Source organism: Gillisia xinjiangensis (genome assembly GCF_046298265.1).
Classification (GTDB): Bacteria; Bacteroidota; Bacteroidia; order Flavobacteriales; family Flavobacteriaceae; genus Gillisia; species Gillisia xinjiangensis.
Genome location: NZ_JBKAHK010000002.1, coordinates 356481 through 375987, shown reverse-complemented (window position 1 = coordinate 375987; position 19507 = coordinate 356481). Strand labels below are relative to the sequence as shown.

At 37.8% G+C, this 19507-nt stretch carries 16 protein-coding genes; 12 read left to right on the top strand and 4 right to left on the bottom strand.

Annotated elements, in window-relative coordinates; all coding sequences use genetic code 11:
• Positions 1-141 precede the first annotated feature (141 nt).
• Both ACKGJN_RS02775 and ACKGJN_RS02770 read right to left on the bottom strand, forming a co-directional pair.
• Positions 142-1671: a TolB family protein gene (locus ACKGJN_RS02775; RefSeq protein ID WP_409537901.1), complete on the bottom strand. Its 1530-nt coding sequence runs from the start codon at positions 1669-1671 to the stop codon at positions 142-144.
• Positions 1672-2114: 443 nt separating this feature from the next.
• The gene (locus tag ACKGJN_RS02770; protein WP_409538373.1) at positions 2115-2330 is read right to left on the bottom strand and encodes an IS66 family transposase; all 216 of its coding nucleotides are present in this window, start codon (positions 2328-2330) and stop codon (positions 2115-2117) included.
• Between the two features lie 482 nt (positions 2331-2812).
• On the opposite strand from ACKGJN_RS02770, the gene ACKGJN_RS02765 reads away from it, so the two are divergent.
• The 11 genes from ACKGJN_RS02765 to ACKGJN_RS02715 all read left to right on the top strand — a co-directional run bounded on the left by ACKGJN_RS02765 (position 2813) and on the right by ACKGJN_RS02715 (position 15223).
• The gene (locus ACKGJN_RS02765; RefSeq protein ID WP_409537900.1) at positions 2813-4171 is read left to right on the top strand and encodes a Gfo/Idh/MocA family protein; all 1359 of its coding nucleotides are present in this window, start codon (positions 2813-2815) and stop codon (positions 4169-4171) included.
• Between the two features lie 11 nt (positions 4172-4182).
• Positions 4183-4932 carry a 3-keto-disaccharide hydrolase gene (locus tag ACKGJN_RS02760; protein WP_409537899.1) on the top strand — a complete coding sequence of 250 codons (750 nt, stop codon included), beginning with the start codon at positions 4183-4185 and terminating at the stop codon, positions 4930-4932.
• The gene (locus tag ACKGJN_RS02755) at positions 4929-5537 is read left to right on the top strand and encodes a 3-keto-disaccharide hydrolase (RefSeq protein ID WP_409537898.1); all 609 of its coding nucleotides are present in this window, start codon (positions 4929-4931) and stop codon (positions 5535-5537) included. Before ACKGJN_RS02760 ends, ACKGJN_RS02755 begins: the two co-directional genes overlap by 4 nt.
• A gap of 57 nt (positions 5538-5594) precedes the next feature.
• Positions 5595-6446 carry an ROK family protein gene (locus tag ACKGJN_RS02750; protein ID WP_409537897.1) on the top strand — a complete coding sequence of 284 codons (852 nt, stop codon included), beginning with the start codon at positions 5595-5597 and terminating at the stop codon, positions 6444-6446.
• A gap of 79 nt (positions 6447-6525) precedes the next feature.
• On the top strand, positions 6526-7812 hold the full coding sequence (locus ACKGJN_RS02745) for a sugar MFS transporter (RefSeq protein ID WP_409537896.1): 1287 nt from the start codon (positions 6526-6528) through the stop codon (positions 7810-7812).
• The gene (locus ACKGJN_RS02740; protein WP_409537895.1) at positions 7809-8573 is read left to right on the top strand and encodes a creatininase family protein; all 765 of its coding nucleotides are present in this window, start codon (positions 7809-7811) and stop codon (positions 8571-8573) included. Before ACKGJN_RS02745 ends, ACKGJN_RS02740 begins: the two co-directional genes overlap by 4 nt.
• A 62-nt stretch (positions 8574-8635) precedes the next feature.
• Positions 8636-10249 (top strand): beta-N-acetylhexosaminidase, encoded by a 1614-nt coding sequence (locus ACKGJN_RS02735; RefSeq protein WP_409537894.1) that lies wholly within the window; start codon positions 8636-8638, stop codon positions 10247-10249.
• Between the two features lie 9 nt (positions 10250-10258).
• Positions 10259-11077 carry an N-acetylmuramic acid 6-phosphate etherase gene (gene murQ / locus ACKGJN_RS02730; RefSeq protein WP_409537893.1) on the top strand — a complete coding sequence of 273 codons (819 nt, stop codon included), beginning with the start codon at positions 10259-10261 and terminating at the stop codon, positions 11075-11077.
• A 337-nt stretch (positions 11078-11414) separates the two neighbouring features.
• Positions 11415-12899, top strand: coding sequence for a vanadium-dependent haloperoxidase (locus tag ACKGJN_RS02725; RefSeq protein WP_409537892.1), 1485 nt, complete (start codon positions 11415-11417; stop codon positions 12897-12899).
• Positions 12900-12962: 63 nt separating this feature from the next.
• Entirely contained in the window at positions 12963-13508 is a 546-nt protein-coding gene (locus ACKGJN_RS02720) for a gluconate 2-dehydrogenase subunit 3 family protein (protein ID WP_409537891.1), read from the top strand.
• A 2-nt stretch (positions 13509-13510) separates the two neighbouring features.
• A complete protein-coding gene (locus tag ACKGJN_RS02715) occupies positions 13511-15223 on the top strand; it encodes a GMC oxidoreductase (RefSeq protein ID WP_409537890.1) in 1713 nt (570 codons plus the stop codon).
• A gap of 66 nt (positions 15224-15289) precedes the next feature.
• On the opposite strand, the gene ACKGJN_RS02710 is transcribed toward ACKGJN_RS02715, so the two are convergent.
• Both ACKGJN_RS02710 and ACKGJN_RS02705 read right to left on the bottom strand, forming a co-directional pair.
• Positions 15290-16066, bottom strand: coding sequence for a 3-keto-disaccharide hydrolase (locus ACKGJN_RS02710; protein WP_409537889.1), 777 nt, complete (start codon positions 16064-16066; stop codon positions 15290-15292).
• A gap of 20 nt (positions 16067-16086) precedes the next feature.
• A complete protein-coding gene (locus tag ACKGJN_RS02705; RefSeq protein ID WP_409537888.1) occupies positions 16087-16959 on the bottom strand; it encodes a sugar phosphate isomerase/epimerase family protein in 873 nt (290 codons plus the stop codon).
• 326 nt (positions 16960-17285) lie between these two features.
• Here ACKGJN_RS02705 and ACKGJN_RS02700 point away from each other — a divergent pair, with 326 nt between their 5' ends.
• A complete protein-coding gene (locus tag ACKGJN_RS02700) occupies positions 17286-19445 on the top strand; it encodes a thioredoxin domain-containing protein (RefSeq protein WP_409537887.1) in 2160 nt (719 codons plus the stop codon).
• The last annotated feature ends 62 nt before the right edge of the window (positions 19446-19507 follow it).

The following is a 19507-nucleotide window of genomic DNA, read 5'->3' as shown; positions in this document are numbered from 1 at the left end:
AGCTAATTCATTTTTAGCTTCAATTTCCGTACTAATAGATTCATGGTGCCAGCAGTCAGTTTCTGTAATTAACAACACTCTAAATTGCTTTTGAGAAAAGTTTTTTTAAATTATTAAAGCAATATTACTTCAAAATGATAGTTAATCTCTTTTGCCAGAATTACTAACAAATGAAATATGTTTACTATCAGGAGACCAGGAGGGAACATTCATGGTTCCTTGTCCTCCATATAAATATGCGATCACTCTTGGAGGTCCACCTGCGGCAGAAATTAAATTCAGGGTAACTCTTTTATAGGAAGGATGTGAATTCACCGGGATATCTGAAGGAAATGAAATATATACGATCCATTTTCCATCTGGGGAGATATGAGGGAACCAATCATTATTTGCATCAAATGTAACTTGTTCCTTTCTGGAACCATCAGGTCTCATGCGCCATATTTGCATTGTTCCTGAGGCACTTCCATTATAAAAGATATATTTTCCATCCGGAGAATATTCACATCCATCAACATGTTCTCCTTCTTTTGTATTAGTGAGGGCGATTTCATCACCTCCCTTGATATTTTTTTTATAAATATCATAAGTGAGTTTCCCTTTTCTTGTAGCCACATAAAGAATTTCTTTATTGTTTGGCGCCCAACCATGCCAGTAAGAAGGAGTTTCTTCAGTAATAAGCTGCGGAGTTCCTCCTTCAATTGGAAGAACATACACTGTTGAGCCTCCACCTGGTAATCCTTCACGATGATGACTTATAGCTAATAATTTTCCATCGAATGAGATCCCATGATCATTATTGTTCCTGTTTGCGAAACCTGTATTTAATTGGGATATTTGGCCACCTTCTACTGGAATCGTATATAATAGTCCATCCATATTAAAAAGCAGCTTCTTTCCGTCTGGCATCCAATTTGGGGCCTCAAACCAGTCATTCTTTTCATAGATCACCATTCTTTTTCCATTCAATACATTCATTGTTTCCAGTCTGCACCCAATATCTCCAGAAATATTTGGGTTTGTATCATCCAGAACTGGTTTATCAATTCGAACATTCCAAACCTTTGCCTGCCCAAGATAATTTTCATCGTGAGATGTAATAAACAAGCCTACTAAAACAGAATTTTGAAGGTTGTCAACTTTATGAGAACCAATAGTTTGAAGAGGTTCTCCAAAATGGGCTGCGCGCATGATAATTTCTTCTCCGGAACGCTCTAACTGCAGGATTCCATAATTGGTTTTAGGGGCAAAAATTTCATCTTGTGAATCTCTCATAAAAGCACCTTTCAGCTCACGCCACTGCATCACCGTTAATCCATCCCTATGTAACGCAGCGCTTACATGAGCAGCATTTTCCTCTTCGGCTTCCCTAATCATCAACCCAACTTTGCTATGAGGATCATTTTCTTCGCCAATGAATTGAAAATTGGCAGTGATAATAAAATCACCTTCTATTTGATTGAATACATAATTAAATTCATCTCTTTCAAACCAAATATTATAGCCTGCTCCAGATAATGTAAATGTTTGAGAATTGGTGTCATATTGAGCCCCACCTGCTATTTTAGGATTACCTATATCCTTATTGTATTCAAAAATTCCGTAAGTATCAGTTTGTCCAAAACAAATATTTGCTATACAAAACAGGACAAAAGTGAAAAATAATTTCATACCTATAGACTTTAATTAAATTTTTTAAAAAAGAAAGCTTTGTACTTGATTTGTTTTAAATCATTTTACTGAAGAGCCTCCTGCTGTTTTGGTTCCTGAAAAATTAATGGAACTGTTTGTTTATAAATTAACAGTTACATTTTAACTTCTAATTAGAATTTTATATCTAATATTCTGGATTGTTGCGGTACCGACCATCGGAATTGGTGTTAAGGTCAATTTGAGAGGTATTGGAAAATATCTGTCATTTTGACTAAAACTTCCACTTTTAATATCGAAAAAACTAAATAATAACTAGTAAATGTGTTTTGATACTTTAAGGCAATTAAATAAAATATTTTATTAAAAACTAAAAGATATGATAATATTTTTGAAATAAGAAAATAGAAACTAATCAGTTTTTATTTGAGGATCAATTTAACGATGAGACATTTTATTCGTTTTTAATTGTTACGGCTATTACAGAACATATTTTGGTAAAGCTCTGTGCTGCTTGTCCTACTTTGAATTGTCTGGATATTTTTTTGTTTCACCTCAACATTGCGGATGGTACTTTCCGATGCATTATTGTCCGGTGGCACATTTTCAATTAAGAGGTATATAAAAATATATTGTCTTACCGAAGCATCCTTTTGTAAAAGGCATCGAGCTCTTTTTATTTTTCGTTTGGCGGGTTGTTCAATAAATAATCAAAGCCTTGTATAAAGGCCTTACCTATATTGTTTTGAAAATCTAAAAGCTTCTTTAGTTTCTAAGGGTGGTATAATTACTTTATGAAATTAATGCCTCACTCTTGTTTGGGGTATAATTGGTAAGGTAGTTTAAGATGCGTTGCAAATGTGCCAAACAAGTTTGGTGGTATTTGGAAATGGTTTTTATCTCGGCCCTCCAATCATCGTATCCAGAATTGGAAGTTGAACTCAGTTTTTTAGATATACTGTTGTGTTTCTATATAAATAAATTATTCAGAAAAAAATCAGGTCATAATTTCTAAATTCTTAAAAATAAAATTTTTTTCTTGTTTATTTTATTTGTTTATATTTGTTGTGTAAATTTTTATGGAAATACATTAAACATAAATGAAATTTTTAATAAAGTTACCCGGGTTAAATTTTTTTAATCTATTTACGAAATATTAGATATGGAAAACAAAAGGCGATTATTTTTAAAGAATCTTGGATTAGCAACTGCTGCAGCGGCTGTTATGCCATCGGCATTTTCCAAAGAAGTTAAAAAGGCAGATTTTCTTAAGAGAACCTCATTAGACCTTGGATCAAATAATACAGTAATACGCCTGGCCTTAATTGGAGCGGGAGGTATGGGGGTAGCTGATGCCAAAACAGCTTTATCTCACCAAAATGTTGAAATGATTGCTGTTTGCGATTTATATTCGGGAAGACTGGATGATGCAAAGTCGAGGTGGGGCGGGCAGGTATTTGTCACAAAGGACTATAAGGATATTCTTAAGAGAGATGATGTAGATGCTGTAATCATTGGGACACCAGATCATTGGCATAAACAAATAAGTATAGATGCTTTAAAATCGGGTAAGCACGTATACTGCGAAAAACCTATGGTACATTCTGTAGAAGAGGGTAAGGATCTTATTAACGCCTGGAAAGGATCCGGGAAGATTTTTATGGTGGGTAGCCAGGGTCTTTCCTCTTTAGGAAATGAAAAGGCAAAAGAGTTGTTGGAAGCCGGAGCTATAGGGGAAATTAATTATGCTGAAGGGTTTTGGGCAAGAAATTCCCCGGAAGGTGCCTGGCAATACACTATACCTGAAGATGCATCTCCCGAGACAGTTGATTGGAATAGGTACATAGCCAATACAACAAAACGTCCTTTTGACGCAATGCGTTTTTTTAGATGGAGAAATTACCTTGACTATGGTACCGGAATGTCCGGTGATTTGTTTGTACATTTATTTTCAAGCTTGCATTTTATTACAAATTCACTAGGGCCAAATAAAGTATCTGCTACAGGTGGTTTGCGATATTGGAAAGATGGAAGAGAGGTTCCCGATGTTTTGTTAGGAATGTTTGACTATCCCAAAACCGTTCAGCATCCTCCGTTTAATTTATCCCTGCGTTGCAATTTTGTGGATGGTACAAGTGGGAGTACTTATCTAAAAATTGTGGGAAGTAAGGGCTCTATGGATGTTAAATGGGACGAAGTAGTTTTGAAACGGAATGCAAATGTTGCCAGTGACGATCCCTTTTTCGCAGAAAAAGCAAAAGAAGGTGTAAATAGTCAGACCGACCGAAAACAAATAATTGCTCCACTAGAAACGGTATATACCGCGCAAGAAGGATATAAAGGAGCTCATTACGATCATTTTGCAAATTTTTTCAATGCGATAAGGACAAATGGAACTGTAGTTGAAGACCCTGTTTTTGGTTTCAGAGCCGCCGCTCCGGCTTTACTATGTAATGATAGTTATTACCAAAATAAATTTATTAACTGGGATCCGGTTAATATGAAAATTGTTAAATCTTAGAAACCTTTTTTATGAAAAAACTTGTAATGATCTTTTTAATGGTTGCTTCATTTACAGCCTGTAAAAATGCAAATGAAAATAAACAATCTGAGAACCTGGACAAAGAAAAGTCACAAAATGCTACAGGAGAACAGCAAGAGGAATGGCAGTATTTATTTGATGGCGCCAATGCTGATGGCTGGCGGGCCTATAACAGTGAAGACGGACTCCCTGAAGGTTGGGTGATAGAAGGGGAAACCTTGAAATCCCTGGGACAAGGAGGGGACATTGGAGGTGACATTGTGTATGGAAAAGAAGAATACGGGGAATTTGAACTATCACTGGAATGGAAAATTTCAGAAGGTGGTAATAGTGGGATATTTTATCATGTTGTGGAAGATGAAAAATACGATGCACCTTATTATGTCGCTCCGGAATATCAAATAATTGATCAAAAAGGATTTCCTGATAAGCTGGAGCCCTGGCAATCAATTGGAGGTGATTACGGAATGTATAACCCCGAATATAAAGAAGAAGATCTAAAGGAAGTTGGAGAATGGAATACGAGCAGGATCACATTTACCAAAGATAAAGTTACCTACTGGTTAAACGGTAAAAAAACAGTTGAATTCGTTCCTTGGTCTGATGACTGGGAAAAAAGAAAAACTGAAGGAAAATGGAAAGACTTTCCGGATTATGGAACAGCTCGAAAAGGTTTAATAGGTCTTCAGGATCACGGAAGTTTTACTTGGTTTAAAAATATCAAAATAAGAAAATTATGAAGCATTTAATCAAAATCGCACTTTTATTAGTGCTTACCTTTACAATAGGCTGTAACACTTCCGGTACTTCAAATCTGTTTAACGGGGAGAACCTGGACGGTTGGGAAATTTATGGTACTGAAAAATGGTATGTTGAAGATGGATTGCTTATTGCAGAAAGTGGTCCCGATGAAGAATATGGTTATTTAGCTACTAAAGATAACTACAAAAACTTTGAATTAAACCTCGAGTTTTTACAGGAAGCCAATGGTAATAGCGGTGTGTTTTTTCGCTCAGGCCTTGATGGTACAAAGATATCCGGATGGCAGGTTGAGGTGGCTCCACAGGACCTACATACAGGGGGAATCTACGAATCTTATGGCCGTGGCTGGTTGGTAAAACCAGATCCTGAAAAGGAGGAAGTTTTGAATTTTGGAGATTGGAATAAAATGAAAATTAGGGTTGTAGGAGATAATGTCACCACTTGGTTAAATGGTGAGAAAATGGTGGAATTCACAGATGAAAAAATAGGAGATGCAAATGGTAAGATTGCTCTTCAAATTCATGATGGTGGTGGTATTAAAGTTTATTGGCGTAATATTGAAATAAATGAAATTTTAGAATAATTCCCTATATCCTTAACTTTACTTAAAAGGGACCTTCTGAAAATATTAAATAAGTTTATGAGTAATAAGATAATTGGTATTGATATAGGAGGAAGCAAAACACATATAGGGCTTGTGCAGGATTCGAAAGTTATTGAGGAGTTAATTTTCCCTACGTCGGCAAACGCACCTAAAGACCAAATAGTAACAGAAATCATCCAGGGAATTAAACAAATATCTGATTCTGATTTTTCAGGAATAGGAATAGGAGTACCTGGACTGGTCGATGAAGATAAAGGAATTATTTATGATCTCTGGAATATACCTTCCTGGAACGAAGTCCATTTAAAAGCGCATCTGGAGGATCATTTTAAAAAACCAGTAAGAATTACCAATGATGCAAATACTTTTGCCCTGGGTGAGAAAAAATATGGAAAAGGGAAAGCATATAAAAACCTTGTAGGAATTACATTGGGTACCGGTTTTGGAACAGGGATCATAATAAATCATGAGCTTTATTCCGGAACGCTTTCAAGTGCCGGGGAGCTTGCAGATATTCCTTATTTGGATAAAACAATTGAAGATTATTGCAGCGGAAAGTTCTTTCAGTCTCAATATGACATGGAAGGCAGAGAAGTTCATGAAATGGCTCAAAAGGGAAATTCTGATGCTTTAAAAATATTCGAAGAATACGGGACTCATCTTGGAAATGCCATAAGGATAATCATCAATGTTCTTTCTCCTGAAGCTATTTTCTTTGGTGGATCGGTTAGCAAATCATTTTCATTTTTTGAAAATTCCCTTAAAAATAAAATTGATTCTTTCCCTTTTAAAAGGGTTACTAAGAAACTGATCATAGCACCTTCAGAAACCTTTAATGTTTCCATTCTGGGGTCTGCGGCATTAATAAATTTACAAAAACAGGAATAAAAAGTGATCTAAAATCAACTGTAATTGAAAATTTCAATAAACCTCCTGGTAATTATTCATTAAAAACCCAACAACTGGCATGTCAAATTCAAATACGGCTGAAGTAAAAGCTCCCGCATCTCCGGGCACTACCAACCGCTCAATTATTATAATTGGAGCTCTTTTTTTTATTTTTGGATTTGTAACCTGGTTAAATTCGGTACTTATTCCTTATTTAAAAATTGCCTGTGAGCTAAATAACTTTCAGTCTTACTTTGTGGTAACAGCATTTTATATTTCCTATTTGGTGATGGCACTTCCTTCGGCCTGGATTTTGAAAGTAACCGGCTTTAAAAAAGGAATGTCCCTGGGGCTACTGGTTATGGCGGTAGGAGCATTAATCTTTATACCTGCGGCGTATACAAGAACTTATCAATTATTCCTTCTTGGATTATTTGTTCAGGGTACAGGTTTGGCAATTTTACAAACTGCTGCCAATCCTTATATCACTATTTTAGGACCAATAGAAAGTGCAGCCAAACGTATTAGCATAATGGGAATTTGTAATAAAGTTGCCGGAGCTCTTGCGCCTATTGTCCTTGGTGCAATAGCTTTAAAAAATGTTGATGCGCTGGTAGAAGAATTGAAAACCATGAACCTGGCAGAAAAAGTTTCGGCTTTAAATCTGCTTTCCGAAAGAGTGGTAGCGCCTTACTTAATTATGATGGGGGTACTTATTTTGCTTGCCATTTTTATTTATTTCTCGTCATTGCCGGAAATCGATACCGATAAGGAAGATGAAACCCTGGCAAAGACCAATATAAATAAGAAAAGTATTTTTCAATTCCCACATTTGTTGTTAGGTGCCCTGGCCATGTTTCTTTATGTTGGAGTCGAGGTAATGGCTGGAGATACAGTAATAAGTTATGGCGCGTCACAGGGAATTCCTTTTACTACGGCCAAATTTTTTACCACCTATACTTTAATTGCCATGATAGTGGGATATATAATTGGAATTTATGCTATTCCAAGATTTATAACCCAGGAAAAAGCTTTGAAAGTTTCTGCAATACTGGGGATGGTACTTGGTCTGGGAGCCATTTTTACCGATGGATTTATTTCAGTTCTCTTGATATCCTTGTTAGGTTTGGCAAATGCCCTGGTATTTCCGGCAATTTGGCCATTGGCCATCGATGGATTAGGACGATTCACCAAAGTTGGAGCATCCTTTTTAATTATGGCCCTTGCTGGTGGAGCGATAATCCCGCTGCTTTACGGAGCCTTAGCTGATAGCCTGAATCCGCAAACTGCTTATTGGATTTTAATCCCTTGTTATTTGTTTATACTGTATTACGCATCATATGGATATAAAATAAGAAAAAAATGAGACCCTATATACTGGCAGAAACCAACTGGAAAGCTATAAAAAAGCTTGATGTTGAAGTGGCAGTCTTGCCTTGGGGTGCCACCGAAGCACATAATTACCATTTGCCTTATGCAACAGATAATTATCAAATAGAAGCTATTGCAGCTGAAGCCGGAAAGCGCGCATGGGGGCTTGGAACAAAAGCGATGATTCTTCCCAATATTCCCTTCGGAGTAAATACAGGCCAGAAAGATATTGACCTGAATATCAATTTGAATCCCAGTACCCAATTTGCTATTCTTTCTGATGTTATTGAAGTACTGAACCGGCAGGGAATTTTAAAATTGATTCTGCTCAACGGCCATGGAGGAAATGGTTTTAAACCCCTTTTAAGGGAATTAGGATTGAAATTCACGAAGATGCTTCTTGTAACGACTAATTTTTTTCAAATAGTTGATAAATCCGCTTTTTTTGAAGAATCCGGAGATCATGCTGACGAAATGGAAACTAGCCTGATGCTGCATTTAAGGCCTGATCTGGTCTTGCCTTTGGAGGAAGCAGGATTAGGAAAAGAGCGAAAATCCAGAATAAAAGGAATACGCGAAGGCTGGGCTTGGTCTGAAAGAAATTGGTCTATGGTAACCGTGGATACCGGAATAGGAAATCCAAAAAAAGCCACAAAAGAAAAGGGCCAAAAATTCTTTGCTGCTATTGCTCAAAAATTAGCGGGATTAATCACAGACATCGCCCAAACTGAAATAGAAAACCGATATGAGGATTGAATTACCTCATATTTTTTTCAGGATTAGATTTATTATAAAGACTAATATAACCATCCAATTTTATGAAATCACTATATTATAAATTTCCAGCCTTAATTTTAATAGTTTCAATCTTTTTTTCATCGTGTGGGGGATTCCAATCCTCTGATAATATAATTATCGCTGAAGGATCACCACCTGCAATTATTCCTTTACCTCAAACTCTCACTTGGGGTGAGAATATGTACAAAATACCAAATGCAAATACTATTTGTTTTAATGAAGGAAGTGAAAAAGCAGCAAATTGGTTACAGGAATTGCTGAAAAGAGCAAATGCTAAGGCCGAAAAGACGCAGGGGAATTCTTGTGGAAACTGGGCGTTAATTACAGATTCAGCCCTGGAGGAACAACTTGGGAAAGAAGGATATATTCTTGATATAGATAATGATGGGGTTACTCTTAAAAGTGCTACTGAAGCCGGTTTATTTTATGCGATTCAAACTTTAAGACAGTTTTTTCCTGCAGAAATAGAGCGGAAACAACTTTCTCAAACCGAAATTTTCCTCCGGCAGGTACACATCGAAGATCAGCCAAAATATAGCTGGCGTGGTACCATGGTAGATGTTGCCCGCAGTTTTTTCGGACTGGAATATCTCAAAGACCATGTAGACCGGATGGCTTTGTATAAGTTAAACCGGCTTCATTTACATTTAACGGATGATCAGGGTTGGAGAATTGAAATAAAAAGCAAACCTAAATTAACCGAAATAGGCTCTAAAGGATCTGTAAAAGGAGGGAATTCAGGGTTTTTAACACAAGAGGGATACCTGGAATTACAGGATTATGCTTTAGCACGAAATATTGTAATTATTCCTGAAATTGATATTCCCGGGCACATTTATTCTGCACTGGTATCCTATCCCGAACTTAATTGTCCGGAAAATTCGAATATAGATCCAAAACTTGCTACTCCCCCTGAGCTTTATTCAGGATATGAAGTGGGATGGAGTAGATTTTGCCTTGAAAAACCGGAAACTTATGACTTTGTTTCTGAGGTTATTGGTGAACTTGCACAAATCACGAAAGGACCCTGGATTCATATCGGGGGTGATGAGATCGAGGATCCATTGTATGAGACATTTGTAGTAAAAGCCGATTCTATTGTGCAACATCATGGAAAAATCACCATTGGCTGGGAAGAGGTTACAAAGGCCTCTGTGAGTAGTTCATTAATTAGCCAGCAATGGCATGGTAAAACGGAAAGTGTGGTAGATGTGCAAGTCATAGAGTCTATTTGCACCAATTTTTATCTTGATCACGCCAATACTCCGGGACAGGAAAACACCCTCAATTGGTGCAAGGAAGATGGGGTTTCTATAGAAGATGTATATAGTTTTAGTTCAAAAAGCTCAAGTGTAATTGGAGTGGAAGCTCCTGTATGGACCGAACATGTTTTGAATGATGAAATGATGGATGATCGCTTTTGGCCAAGAACTCTGGCAGTTGCTGAAGTGGCCTGGACTTCTGAAAGCAAACGTGATTTTTTAGATTTCACAGGTCGTGTATCGGTTCATGGAGAACGATTGAACGAGATGGGAGTTCATTTTTTTCCCAGCCCGGAAGTTGACTGGACGCCCTACAAAAAAGCAAAAGAACCAAAAACATTATTTTCAGGATTTATTCCTGCAGAAAATTAACCTAGTTAAATGAAGCAAACTAAACCTACTACTGAAAAGGCTTCCCGTTATGACCATTTGGAAAAAATGAGCACTTTTGAATTGCTCATTAATATCAATAAAGAAGATAAAACAGTTCCGGAGATCATTGAAGGGGAAATACCTGCGATTACAGCCCTGGTGAATGTCATAGTAAAACAAATAGAGGAAGGAGGTAGATTATTCTATATAGGCGCAGGCACCAGCGGAAGATTAGGAGTGCTGGATGCTTCAGAATGTCCTCCCACCTTTGGAGTTTCTGATGATATAATCATAGGATTGATTGCCGGAGGTGATATTGCTTTGCGAAAAGCTGTGGAAAACGCCGAAGATAATGTCTCCCGCGCCTGGGAAGATCTAAAGGCATTTGATATAAATGAAAAAGATGTAGTGGTGGGAATTGCTGCCTCTGGTACGACGCCTTATGTAATAGGAGGAATAAAGGATGCTACAGAGAATGGTCTGCTCACGGGATGCATCACTAATAATAAAAATTCCCCTCTGGCAAAAGCTGCCCAATTTCCAATTGAAGTCGAGGTGGGACCAGAATTTGTCACCGGAAGTACCAGAATGAAATCGGGAACTGCACAAAAGCTGGTGCTTAATATGATTTCTACTTCTGTCATGATCAAACTTGGAAGGGTAAAGGGGAATAAGATGGTGGATATGCAACTTTCAAACAAAAAGCTGGTAGATAGGGGAGTGAAAATGATCATGGAGGAATGTGGTGTAAAGGAAGAAGAGGCCTCAGCTATTTTGAGCAAACACAAAAATGTCCGCGCTGCGATTAAGGCGTTGGGAAAAGATTAGTTTTAATCTTCGTAGCATTTCAAAGTTGACTATTGAAAAGTATTTAATAATATACTCCCGCGTTATAATATTATTTGGTGAATTTAAAGTTATCGGCAACATTCACGAGAATACAGAATTATTAAATTCAGCCTTCGAGTAAGTCGACTATTTTTTGCGTATAGCTAGTAGCTTCAGAAAAGCTTCATATAAAACAATACCAAACAAGGTTCCCCATGCCTGAACCGTGATTGAAGAATAAAGCAAAAGATCAGCAAAAGATTTAACGTTTGATATTAAGATAATTATCCTTTCATTTACATGGATTAATGAATTGTCAACCAAAATTTATATTTTTATGAAAACTTTTTTATTACTTGCCTTACTCCTATTCGTTTCTATAGAAAATTATGCCGGTATTATAGAATTTCCGACAGATGGATGTGAAGGTCCTGTAGAACCCAAAGGGGCTGAAAATATAGCCTACAAATGGGGTGAAATGGCTATTCTTGCCACAGCAAATGATACTGAAAGATTTAATCCAAGACCTACGATTACTTCAAGGTTCCTGGGTCTTATATTTACTGCTGTTTTTGATGCCTGGACCAGATATGATGAAAAGGCAATTCCGGTATATCTCCAAAACGTAGAGAGAAGACCACTATCAGAACAAAACCTTCAGAATAGAGAAATAGCGGTAAGTTATGCCGCATACCGGGCGCTTAGTGAATATTATTATTCGGATAAAGCCATTTTCAGAGCCTTTATGGTGGAGCTTGGCCTGGACCCTGATAATGAAACCTTGGTTCCCAATACACCTGAAGGCATTGGAAATCTCGCAGCTAAGGCAGTTATAGAAGCCAGATTCAACGATGGTTCTAATCAGTATGGTGAAGAGGAAAATTCAAACGGGAAAGCCTATTTTGATTATTCAGGATATCAACCCGTAAACACGGCCGACTTAAATGTAGATCCTAACCGCTGGCAATCAAAATATTTTTCAGATGGCAAGGGAGGAAAATTCGCACCCACCTGCCTTACACCTTATTGGGACCAGGTAAAGCCTATTGGTTTAAAATCACCAGACCAGTTTCGTCCTCTTCCGCCACCACTTGTGGGTTCTGTACAGCTTGAGAAAGAAGTGCAGGAAGTAATAGATTTACAGGAAAATCTTACCGATAGTCAAAAAGCTTTGGTAGAATTTATGAGAGATGGTCCTCAATCCCTTCAGCAGGCAGGACACTGGCTCAAATTTGCCATGGAAGTTTCTGTAAGGGATAATCACAGCCTGGATGACGACGTGAAAATGTATTTTTATAATCAAATAACAGCCATGGATGCTTTCATTGCTAGTTGGGATTCCAAAATGTTTTATGATTTTGCTAGGCCTTACGCTTTGGTTCATCAATATTATGCAGATAAAGAGATCAAAGGCTGGGGCGGACCTGGAAAAGGTATTGTTACTATGAATGGGAAGGACTGGAGACCATATTCTCCAGACACTTTCCTGTGTCCTCCTTTCCCCAGTTACGTTTCTGGTCACAGTTCTATAAGTGGAGCTTGTGCAGAAGCTTTAAAGCTCTTTACAGGCAGTGATATATTTGGTTCAGAAGTGAAATTGACAGCCGGTGCACTAACAGAACCCGGTAACCTGGGGGAAGAAGTGTTGCTAAAATTTCCAACTTTTACTCAAACCGCAGAAATGGCAGGGATGTCCAGGGTACTTGGAGGTTATCATATTCAGGCAGATAATCTTGCAGGTTTGGAATTGGGCAGGAATGTAGCGCGAGAGAACTGGAAATTCTTTAAAAAACATCTTGGGTTGGGAATAGAAGCTTTTTAGTTGCATCAAGAATGACCGAATTATAGAGGTGATATAACCAATGATATTTAATTTAAATATTTTATGAATAGAAGAAACCTCATTAAAACTTTGGGAATTTCAGCAGTTGGACTTGCAACTGTACCCTTTTGGATAGATTCCTGGACAGCAGAAGATTTGCCAGAAGATGACGGCTTTTTAACCGGTAATCAGCAATTGCAACTTGCAGAACTGGTAAATATCATCATTCCGAAGACAGATACACCCGGCGCAAAAGAACTCGGAGTCGAAAAATTCATCAGTGTAATGGTGAGAGATTGCTACAATGAAGAAGTTAAGGCAGAGTTTTTATCAGGATTTGGGGAGTTAAATGCTTTTTCTGAAGATTTTTATGGAAATTCTTTAATCAAATTAACAGAGGCAGAGCGAAATGATATGCTATGTACTTTGGAATCCTATGAAACACCTCCGGAAAAAAAGATAAATTTTGTCGCTTTCGTAAAAGGCTTAACTATTGCCGGTTTTATGAGCTCTCAGTATGTTATGGAGAACCACCTGAATTATGAGTTGGTACCTGCAAGGTTTCATGGTAGTTTTCCTGTTACTCAATCAATTTATACCAACGTATAAGTATGGCAAATTTAAACACAAAAGCAATAGCAGAGAATACTTATGATGCCATTGTAATTGGGTCTGGGATAAGCGGGGGATGGGCAGCTAAGGAATTGACAGAAAAAGGGATCAGGACGCTTGTATTGGAGCGAGGAAGAGATGTAAAACATATTGTAGATTATCCCACCACACATATGAATCCCTGGGATATGGAGCATCGCGGGAGGCTGTCGCATAAAATTATCGAAGAAAATCCTATAGGAAGCAAATGTTATGCGTTCAAAGAAGATGCTGTTCATTTCTTTGTTAAGGATAAGGAACATCCATATGAGCAGGAAAAGCCGTTCGACTGGATCAAAGGATATCAGGTAGGTGGTAAATCCTTGCTTTGGGCAAGACAGGTGCAGCGTTGGAGTGATTTTGATTTTGAAGGGCCTGTAAAGGATAATTTTGCGGTAGACTGGCCAATTCGTTATAAAGACATTGCACCCTGGTATAGCCATGTGGAAAAATTTGCCGGAATTTCGGGTAACAAGGATGGTCTCGAGGAGCTGCCGGATGGGGAGTTTTTGCCGCCATATGAATTGACCAAAGCAGAACTGTATTTTAAGGATCAGGTAGCCGATAAATATGAGGACCGTCACGTTATTGTGGCGCGCTGTGCACATATTTCAAAACAGCAGCCAATTCACGCAGAACAGGGCAGGGCGCAATGCCAGAACAGGACCATTTGCCAACGCGGATGTCCTTATGGAGGGTATTTCAGCAGTAATTCTTCCACAATTCCCTGGGCTCAAAAAACCGGCAACATGACTCTTAAGCCAGATTCAGTCGTGGAATCTTTGATCTACGATGAAGAAAAGCAAAAGGTAACCGGGGTGAGAGTGATTGATTCAATAACAAAAGAAAAAACAGATTATTTTGCAAGAATTGTGTTTGTTAACGCATCGGCCATTAATACCAATCTTATTTTACTGAATTCTAAATCGGAAAGGTTTCCCAATGGTTTGGGCAATGACAATGGTCTTCTTGGGAAGTACGTAGCTTTTCATAATTACAGGGCAAAAGTGCAGGCCGAATACAACGGTTTGCTGGATTTTACTACCGATGGCAAAAGTCCTACCAGTGGTTATATTCCGCGTTTTAGGAATGTGCGTAAACAGGAAACCGATTTCTTAAGAGGATATGCTTCCGGGCTGAGTGCTAATCGAAGCAAGGTTGATAACTCGGAAGGTATAGGTACATCATTAAAAGAAAATTTACTGGACCTCAAGTTGGGTCCCTGGAGGATAGGGAGTCATATGATGGGGGAGACAATCCCAAAAGAATCAAATTTTGTTAGTCTTGACGAGACGAAAAAGGATGATTGGGGAATTCCGTTGATTAACATATCTGTAGATTATGACGAGAATGATGAGAAGATGATCCAGGATTATTTTGAGCAAATGACAGAAATGTTTGAAAATGCCGGTTTTACCAATATAACAACTCATGACTCAAAACAAGCTCCCGGACTGGATATTCACGAGATGGGAGGGGTGCGAATGGGAAAAGATCCTGAAACATCATTATTGAATGAATGGAACCAGTTGCATACCTGCAAGAACGTATTTGTTACAGACGGTGCCTGCATGACATCAACGGGTACTCAAAACCCGTCTTTGACATATATGGCTCTTACTGCACGGGCAGTAGATTTTGCGGTACAGGAGATGGAGAAAGGGAATTTATAACAGATTTCCCAATTCTGACTTCCCGAAAGATCTGTGGCAAATCAAATATGAATGGAAGATTAATATCTAAAGATCAGTGCTATCTTCGATAGAAATTTCCTCAATCCAAATATTTTTAAATAAAACATCGTGACCTTCAGCCTGAAGTTTAATCCCCCCGGGCCTGTTGGTAATACCAAATCCGTTATTATTACCGCCATCCAATCCGGAATTAGGGCCTCCCCAAACTTTGGTGATGGGAACGTTGGTATGAACTTTTTTTCCATTGAAATAAAGCGTTACCCGCGCATTTTCAATTAAAATATCCTGATCATCAAATTTAGCGGCCCGGAAAATTATGTCATAAGCATTCCATTTTTTCAGACCGTTGTAGATTTTATAGTCACCGGCTTTTTCATTGATAATAGCGGCCATACCGTGATTAGTAGAATCCCCGTCCAAAATCTGGATCTCATACCGGTTTTGGAGATAAACACCGCTATTCCCACCTTCATTTTCTATTAAAAACTCCACATGAAGCCTGAAATCTTCAAATTTCCTTTTTGAGACGATATCTGCAGCACCATATAACCCGTTAGAAGCAGCAGTATCATTGGTGTTAACTGCAGTTCCCGGCCCTAGAGGATCCTTCACAATTTCCCATTTTATTGGCATTTCCGCAGCCAGTCTGGGCCCTTCCCAATAGGTCCAGTTTTCTTGCAGGCTTTCTTTTGATCCGTTAAACAAAACAAAAGCATTTTCAGGCGGTTCAGCACCTACGCCTTTTTGTGCTAAAACTGTATTTGTGGTTAGCAGGCATATTAAAATCAAACTCAGTAATGATTTCCTTTTTAATTTCTTCATGTTCTCATGTTCGGTATGATTTACAAATTTTTATGAATATGATTAAAACTTTGTGCCAGACTTTGATATGGATCCATTTCAAAATTTTCCTGTTCTACAATGTAATGTTCTACCCCTGATTTTTCTGATTTTTCGAATATTTGTTTGTAGTCTATGGAGCCGCTTCCAATTTCTGTATTTAAAGCAGGATCAGTTTTACTCAAATCCTTCACATGCCACAACGGAAACCTTCCGGGATATTTTTCAAATAATGAAACAGGATCGACACCGGCTCTTACCACCCAATAAATATCCAGTTCGAAATCGACCAGGTTCTTATCGGTATTTTCCAAAAAAACTTCTAATCCGTTTTGCCCGTTATAATCATCAAATTCAAATGCGTGGTTATGATAACCTAATTTCAGTCCCGCATTTCGGCACATTTCACCAGCCTTATTCAATTTTTCTGCGATTCGTTTATAATCCTCTATCGAAGTGCGTAAAGGCTCAGAGATATGAGGAATAACAACATATTTTTGATCCAGTTCATTCGCTACGTCAAGTATATACTTTAGGTCTTCATCTGTACCGGTTTCACTTAAATATGGATCAGCTCCATAATGACCGCTTGGGGTAGATAGGCCATTATTGGTTAAAATATTTTTGAATTCACGGACTTCCAATCCCCAAAATTTTCCTTCCGGTGAATATCCATAAGTTTCTACTTCCTCAAACCCTATGTCGGCTACTTTTTTAATTACACCCGAAACATCCTTCCCTATATACTCTCTTAATGAATAGAGTTGTAGTCCCAATCTACGTTCCTTCTCACAGGAAAATAAAACAGTTGGCATTAGAGTGGCGGCAGCGAAAGCAAGACCTGATCGCTTGAGGAAAGTTCTTCTTTGTATCATAATTTTGATTGGTGAAAAATGATTAATATAAAAAATTCATTGTGTATCCGCTAAGGGAACTATAAGGCATAATTGAAATAAAAATGTCACACCGAGCGCAGTCGAGACGTTTTTGTTTGACCCTTCGACTTCGTTCAGGGAAGCAAAAACTATATTTAGGTGTCTAAACGGATAAGCAAAAAAATTCATTATTTAGAATAAGGGAAAAGATAAAAAATGATTTTTTCATTTCTGTCATTTATTTTTAGTTTTTGCGCTAAAGTTTGCAAATCTCTAAAGTTTAGAGGTAATTGTTTTATCTTGAGAGCCAAATTTGAAAGTACCCAATGAAATTGATATTTTTAAGAAATATCAGCATTTATTATTTTATCGTATGCTGCTTGTCCAGTTGTAATGATATGAATAAATCTGAAGAAAAAAATCCTAAGAACAGACTTTCTGAAGCCAATAGTCCTTATTTGGTGCAACACGCCGATAATCCTGTAGATTGGTATGAATGGGGTCCGGAAGCGTTGGAAAAGGCTAAAAAAGAAGACAAGCCTATTGTAATTAGTGTGGGGTATGCGGCTTGTCACTGGTGTCACGTAATGGAAAAAGAGAGTTTTATGGATCCAGGTGTGGCAGATATTATGAACCGGGAATTTATTTCTATTAAGATCGACAGGGAAGAACGTCCTGATATTGATCAAATCTATATGAATGCAGCCCAATTATTAACAGGCAGCGGTGGATGGCCTCTTAATGTAGTTGCTCTTCCAAATGGCAAACCATTTTTTGCAGGCACTTATTTTCCAAAAGATGAATGGAAGAACGTTTTAACTGAAATAATTAAGACTTATAAGGAAGATAAGGACAGGATCACGAAAATCGCTGATGATCTAACTGAAGGAATTAAAAGCGCAAACAGTCTTGATAATCTTGTTGACCGAAAAATCAAATTCTCCGAATCCGATTATCTCGATATTTATAAGGGCTGGCAAACTAATCTAGATGAACGAAAGGGGGGCTATAAAGGATCACAAAAATTTCCATTGCCTGTAACCTGGGATGCACTATTACAATATTATTATCTTACAGAAGATCAAGAGGCCCTGAAAAACGTAAAACTCACCCTGGACCAAATGGCCAGAGGAGGAATCTACGATCAATTGGGAGGAGGATTTGCTAGATATACTATAGATCCGGATTGGTTGATCCCTCATTTTGAAAAAATGCTTTATGACAATGCCCAGTTAACCAGTTTGTACTCAAAAGCCTATAAAGTTACCAAGAACCAGGAATACAAGGAGATTATAGAACAAAATCTGGAATTTGTTGAAAGGGAATTAGCAAATTCAGAGGGTGGCTTTTTTTCCTCTGTAAATGCGGACAGTGAAGGAGAGGAAGGGAAATATTATGTATGGACTTTTGAAGAGATTGAAGATGCCCTAAATTCCGAGGAACTGGAATTAATTTCCGATTATTATAATGTTAGTCGCCGCGGGAACTGGGAAGAAGGTAAAAACATTTTGTATCGCAGGTTTTCTAAAACTGAATATTCAGACCGGCAGGAGCTGGATATAAAGAAATTTAATAAATTCTTGGCCAGTGCAAAGCAAAAGCTTTTGAACAAAAGAAAACAGAGAATCAAACCTACTATAGATGATAAATCCCTCACTTCCTGGAATGCATTGATGATCGATGCCTATTTGGAGGCCTTTTCAGCCCTTGGTGAAAAGGAGTATTTACAAAAGGCTATAGAATGCGCTGAATTTCTGGATGAAAAAATGCTCAAAAAAGATTTCAGCCTATGGAGAAGCTACAGAAACGGAAAAGCAGGAGTAAATGCTTTTTTGGATGATTATGCTTTTTTAAGTGGGGCCTACCTGCGTCTTTATCAGGTGAATTTTGATGTGAAATGGTTGGAAAAAGCGAAAAATATTACTGATTATGTTATAGAGAATTTCAGGGATGAGAAAAGTGGAATGTTTTTTTACACAGCCGATAATCATGAAAATTTAGTTGCTAAAAATCTGGAATTAGATGACAATGTTATTCCTTCTTCCAATTCTGCAATGGCAAATAATCTTTATATTTTGGGCAATCTGTTGGATAAGGGAGAATATATCCAAATGAGTGAAAATATGCTTAATCAAATGATTGATAAGGCCATTGAAGAACCTTCTTTTTATGCCAATTGGACGAAACTCTTAAGTCTTAAAACATTTGGCGCATACGAGATCGCATTGGTTGGTGACAAGGCTTTTGAAAAAAACATGCAACTTCAGTTAAATTATTTGCCAACTTCTATTTTTATGGGTGGAAAAAAAGAAAACTTACCACTTCTTAAAGGAAAACTTGTTGAGGGAAAAACCCTGATCTACGTGTGCCAGAATAAAACCTGCAAATATCCGGTGTCTCAGGCAGGAGAAGCCATCAAATTATTAGAGGAATACCGTACCGGTACGGAGAATTTCTACCAAACCTGGTCTACCCCAGTATATTGAGCTTAATCCTGCCAGGTCACCGGTTCCCACCGCTTTTTTTACCATGAATAAGCATCGAGAGC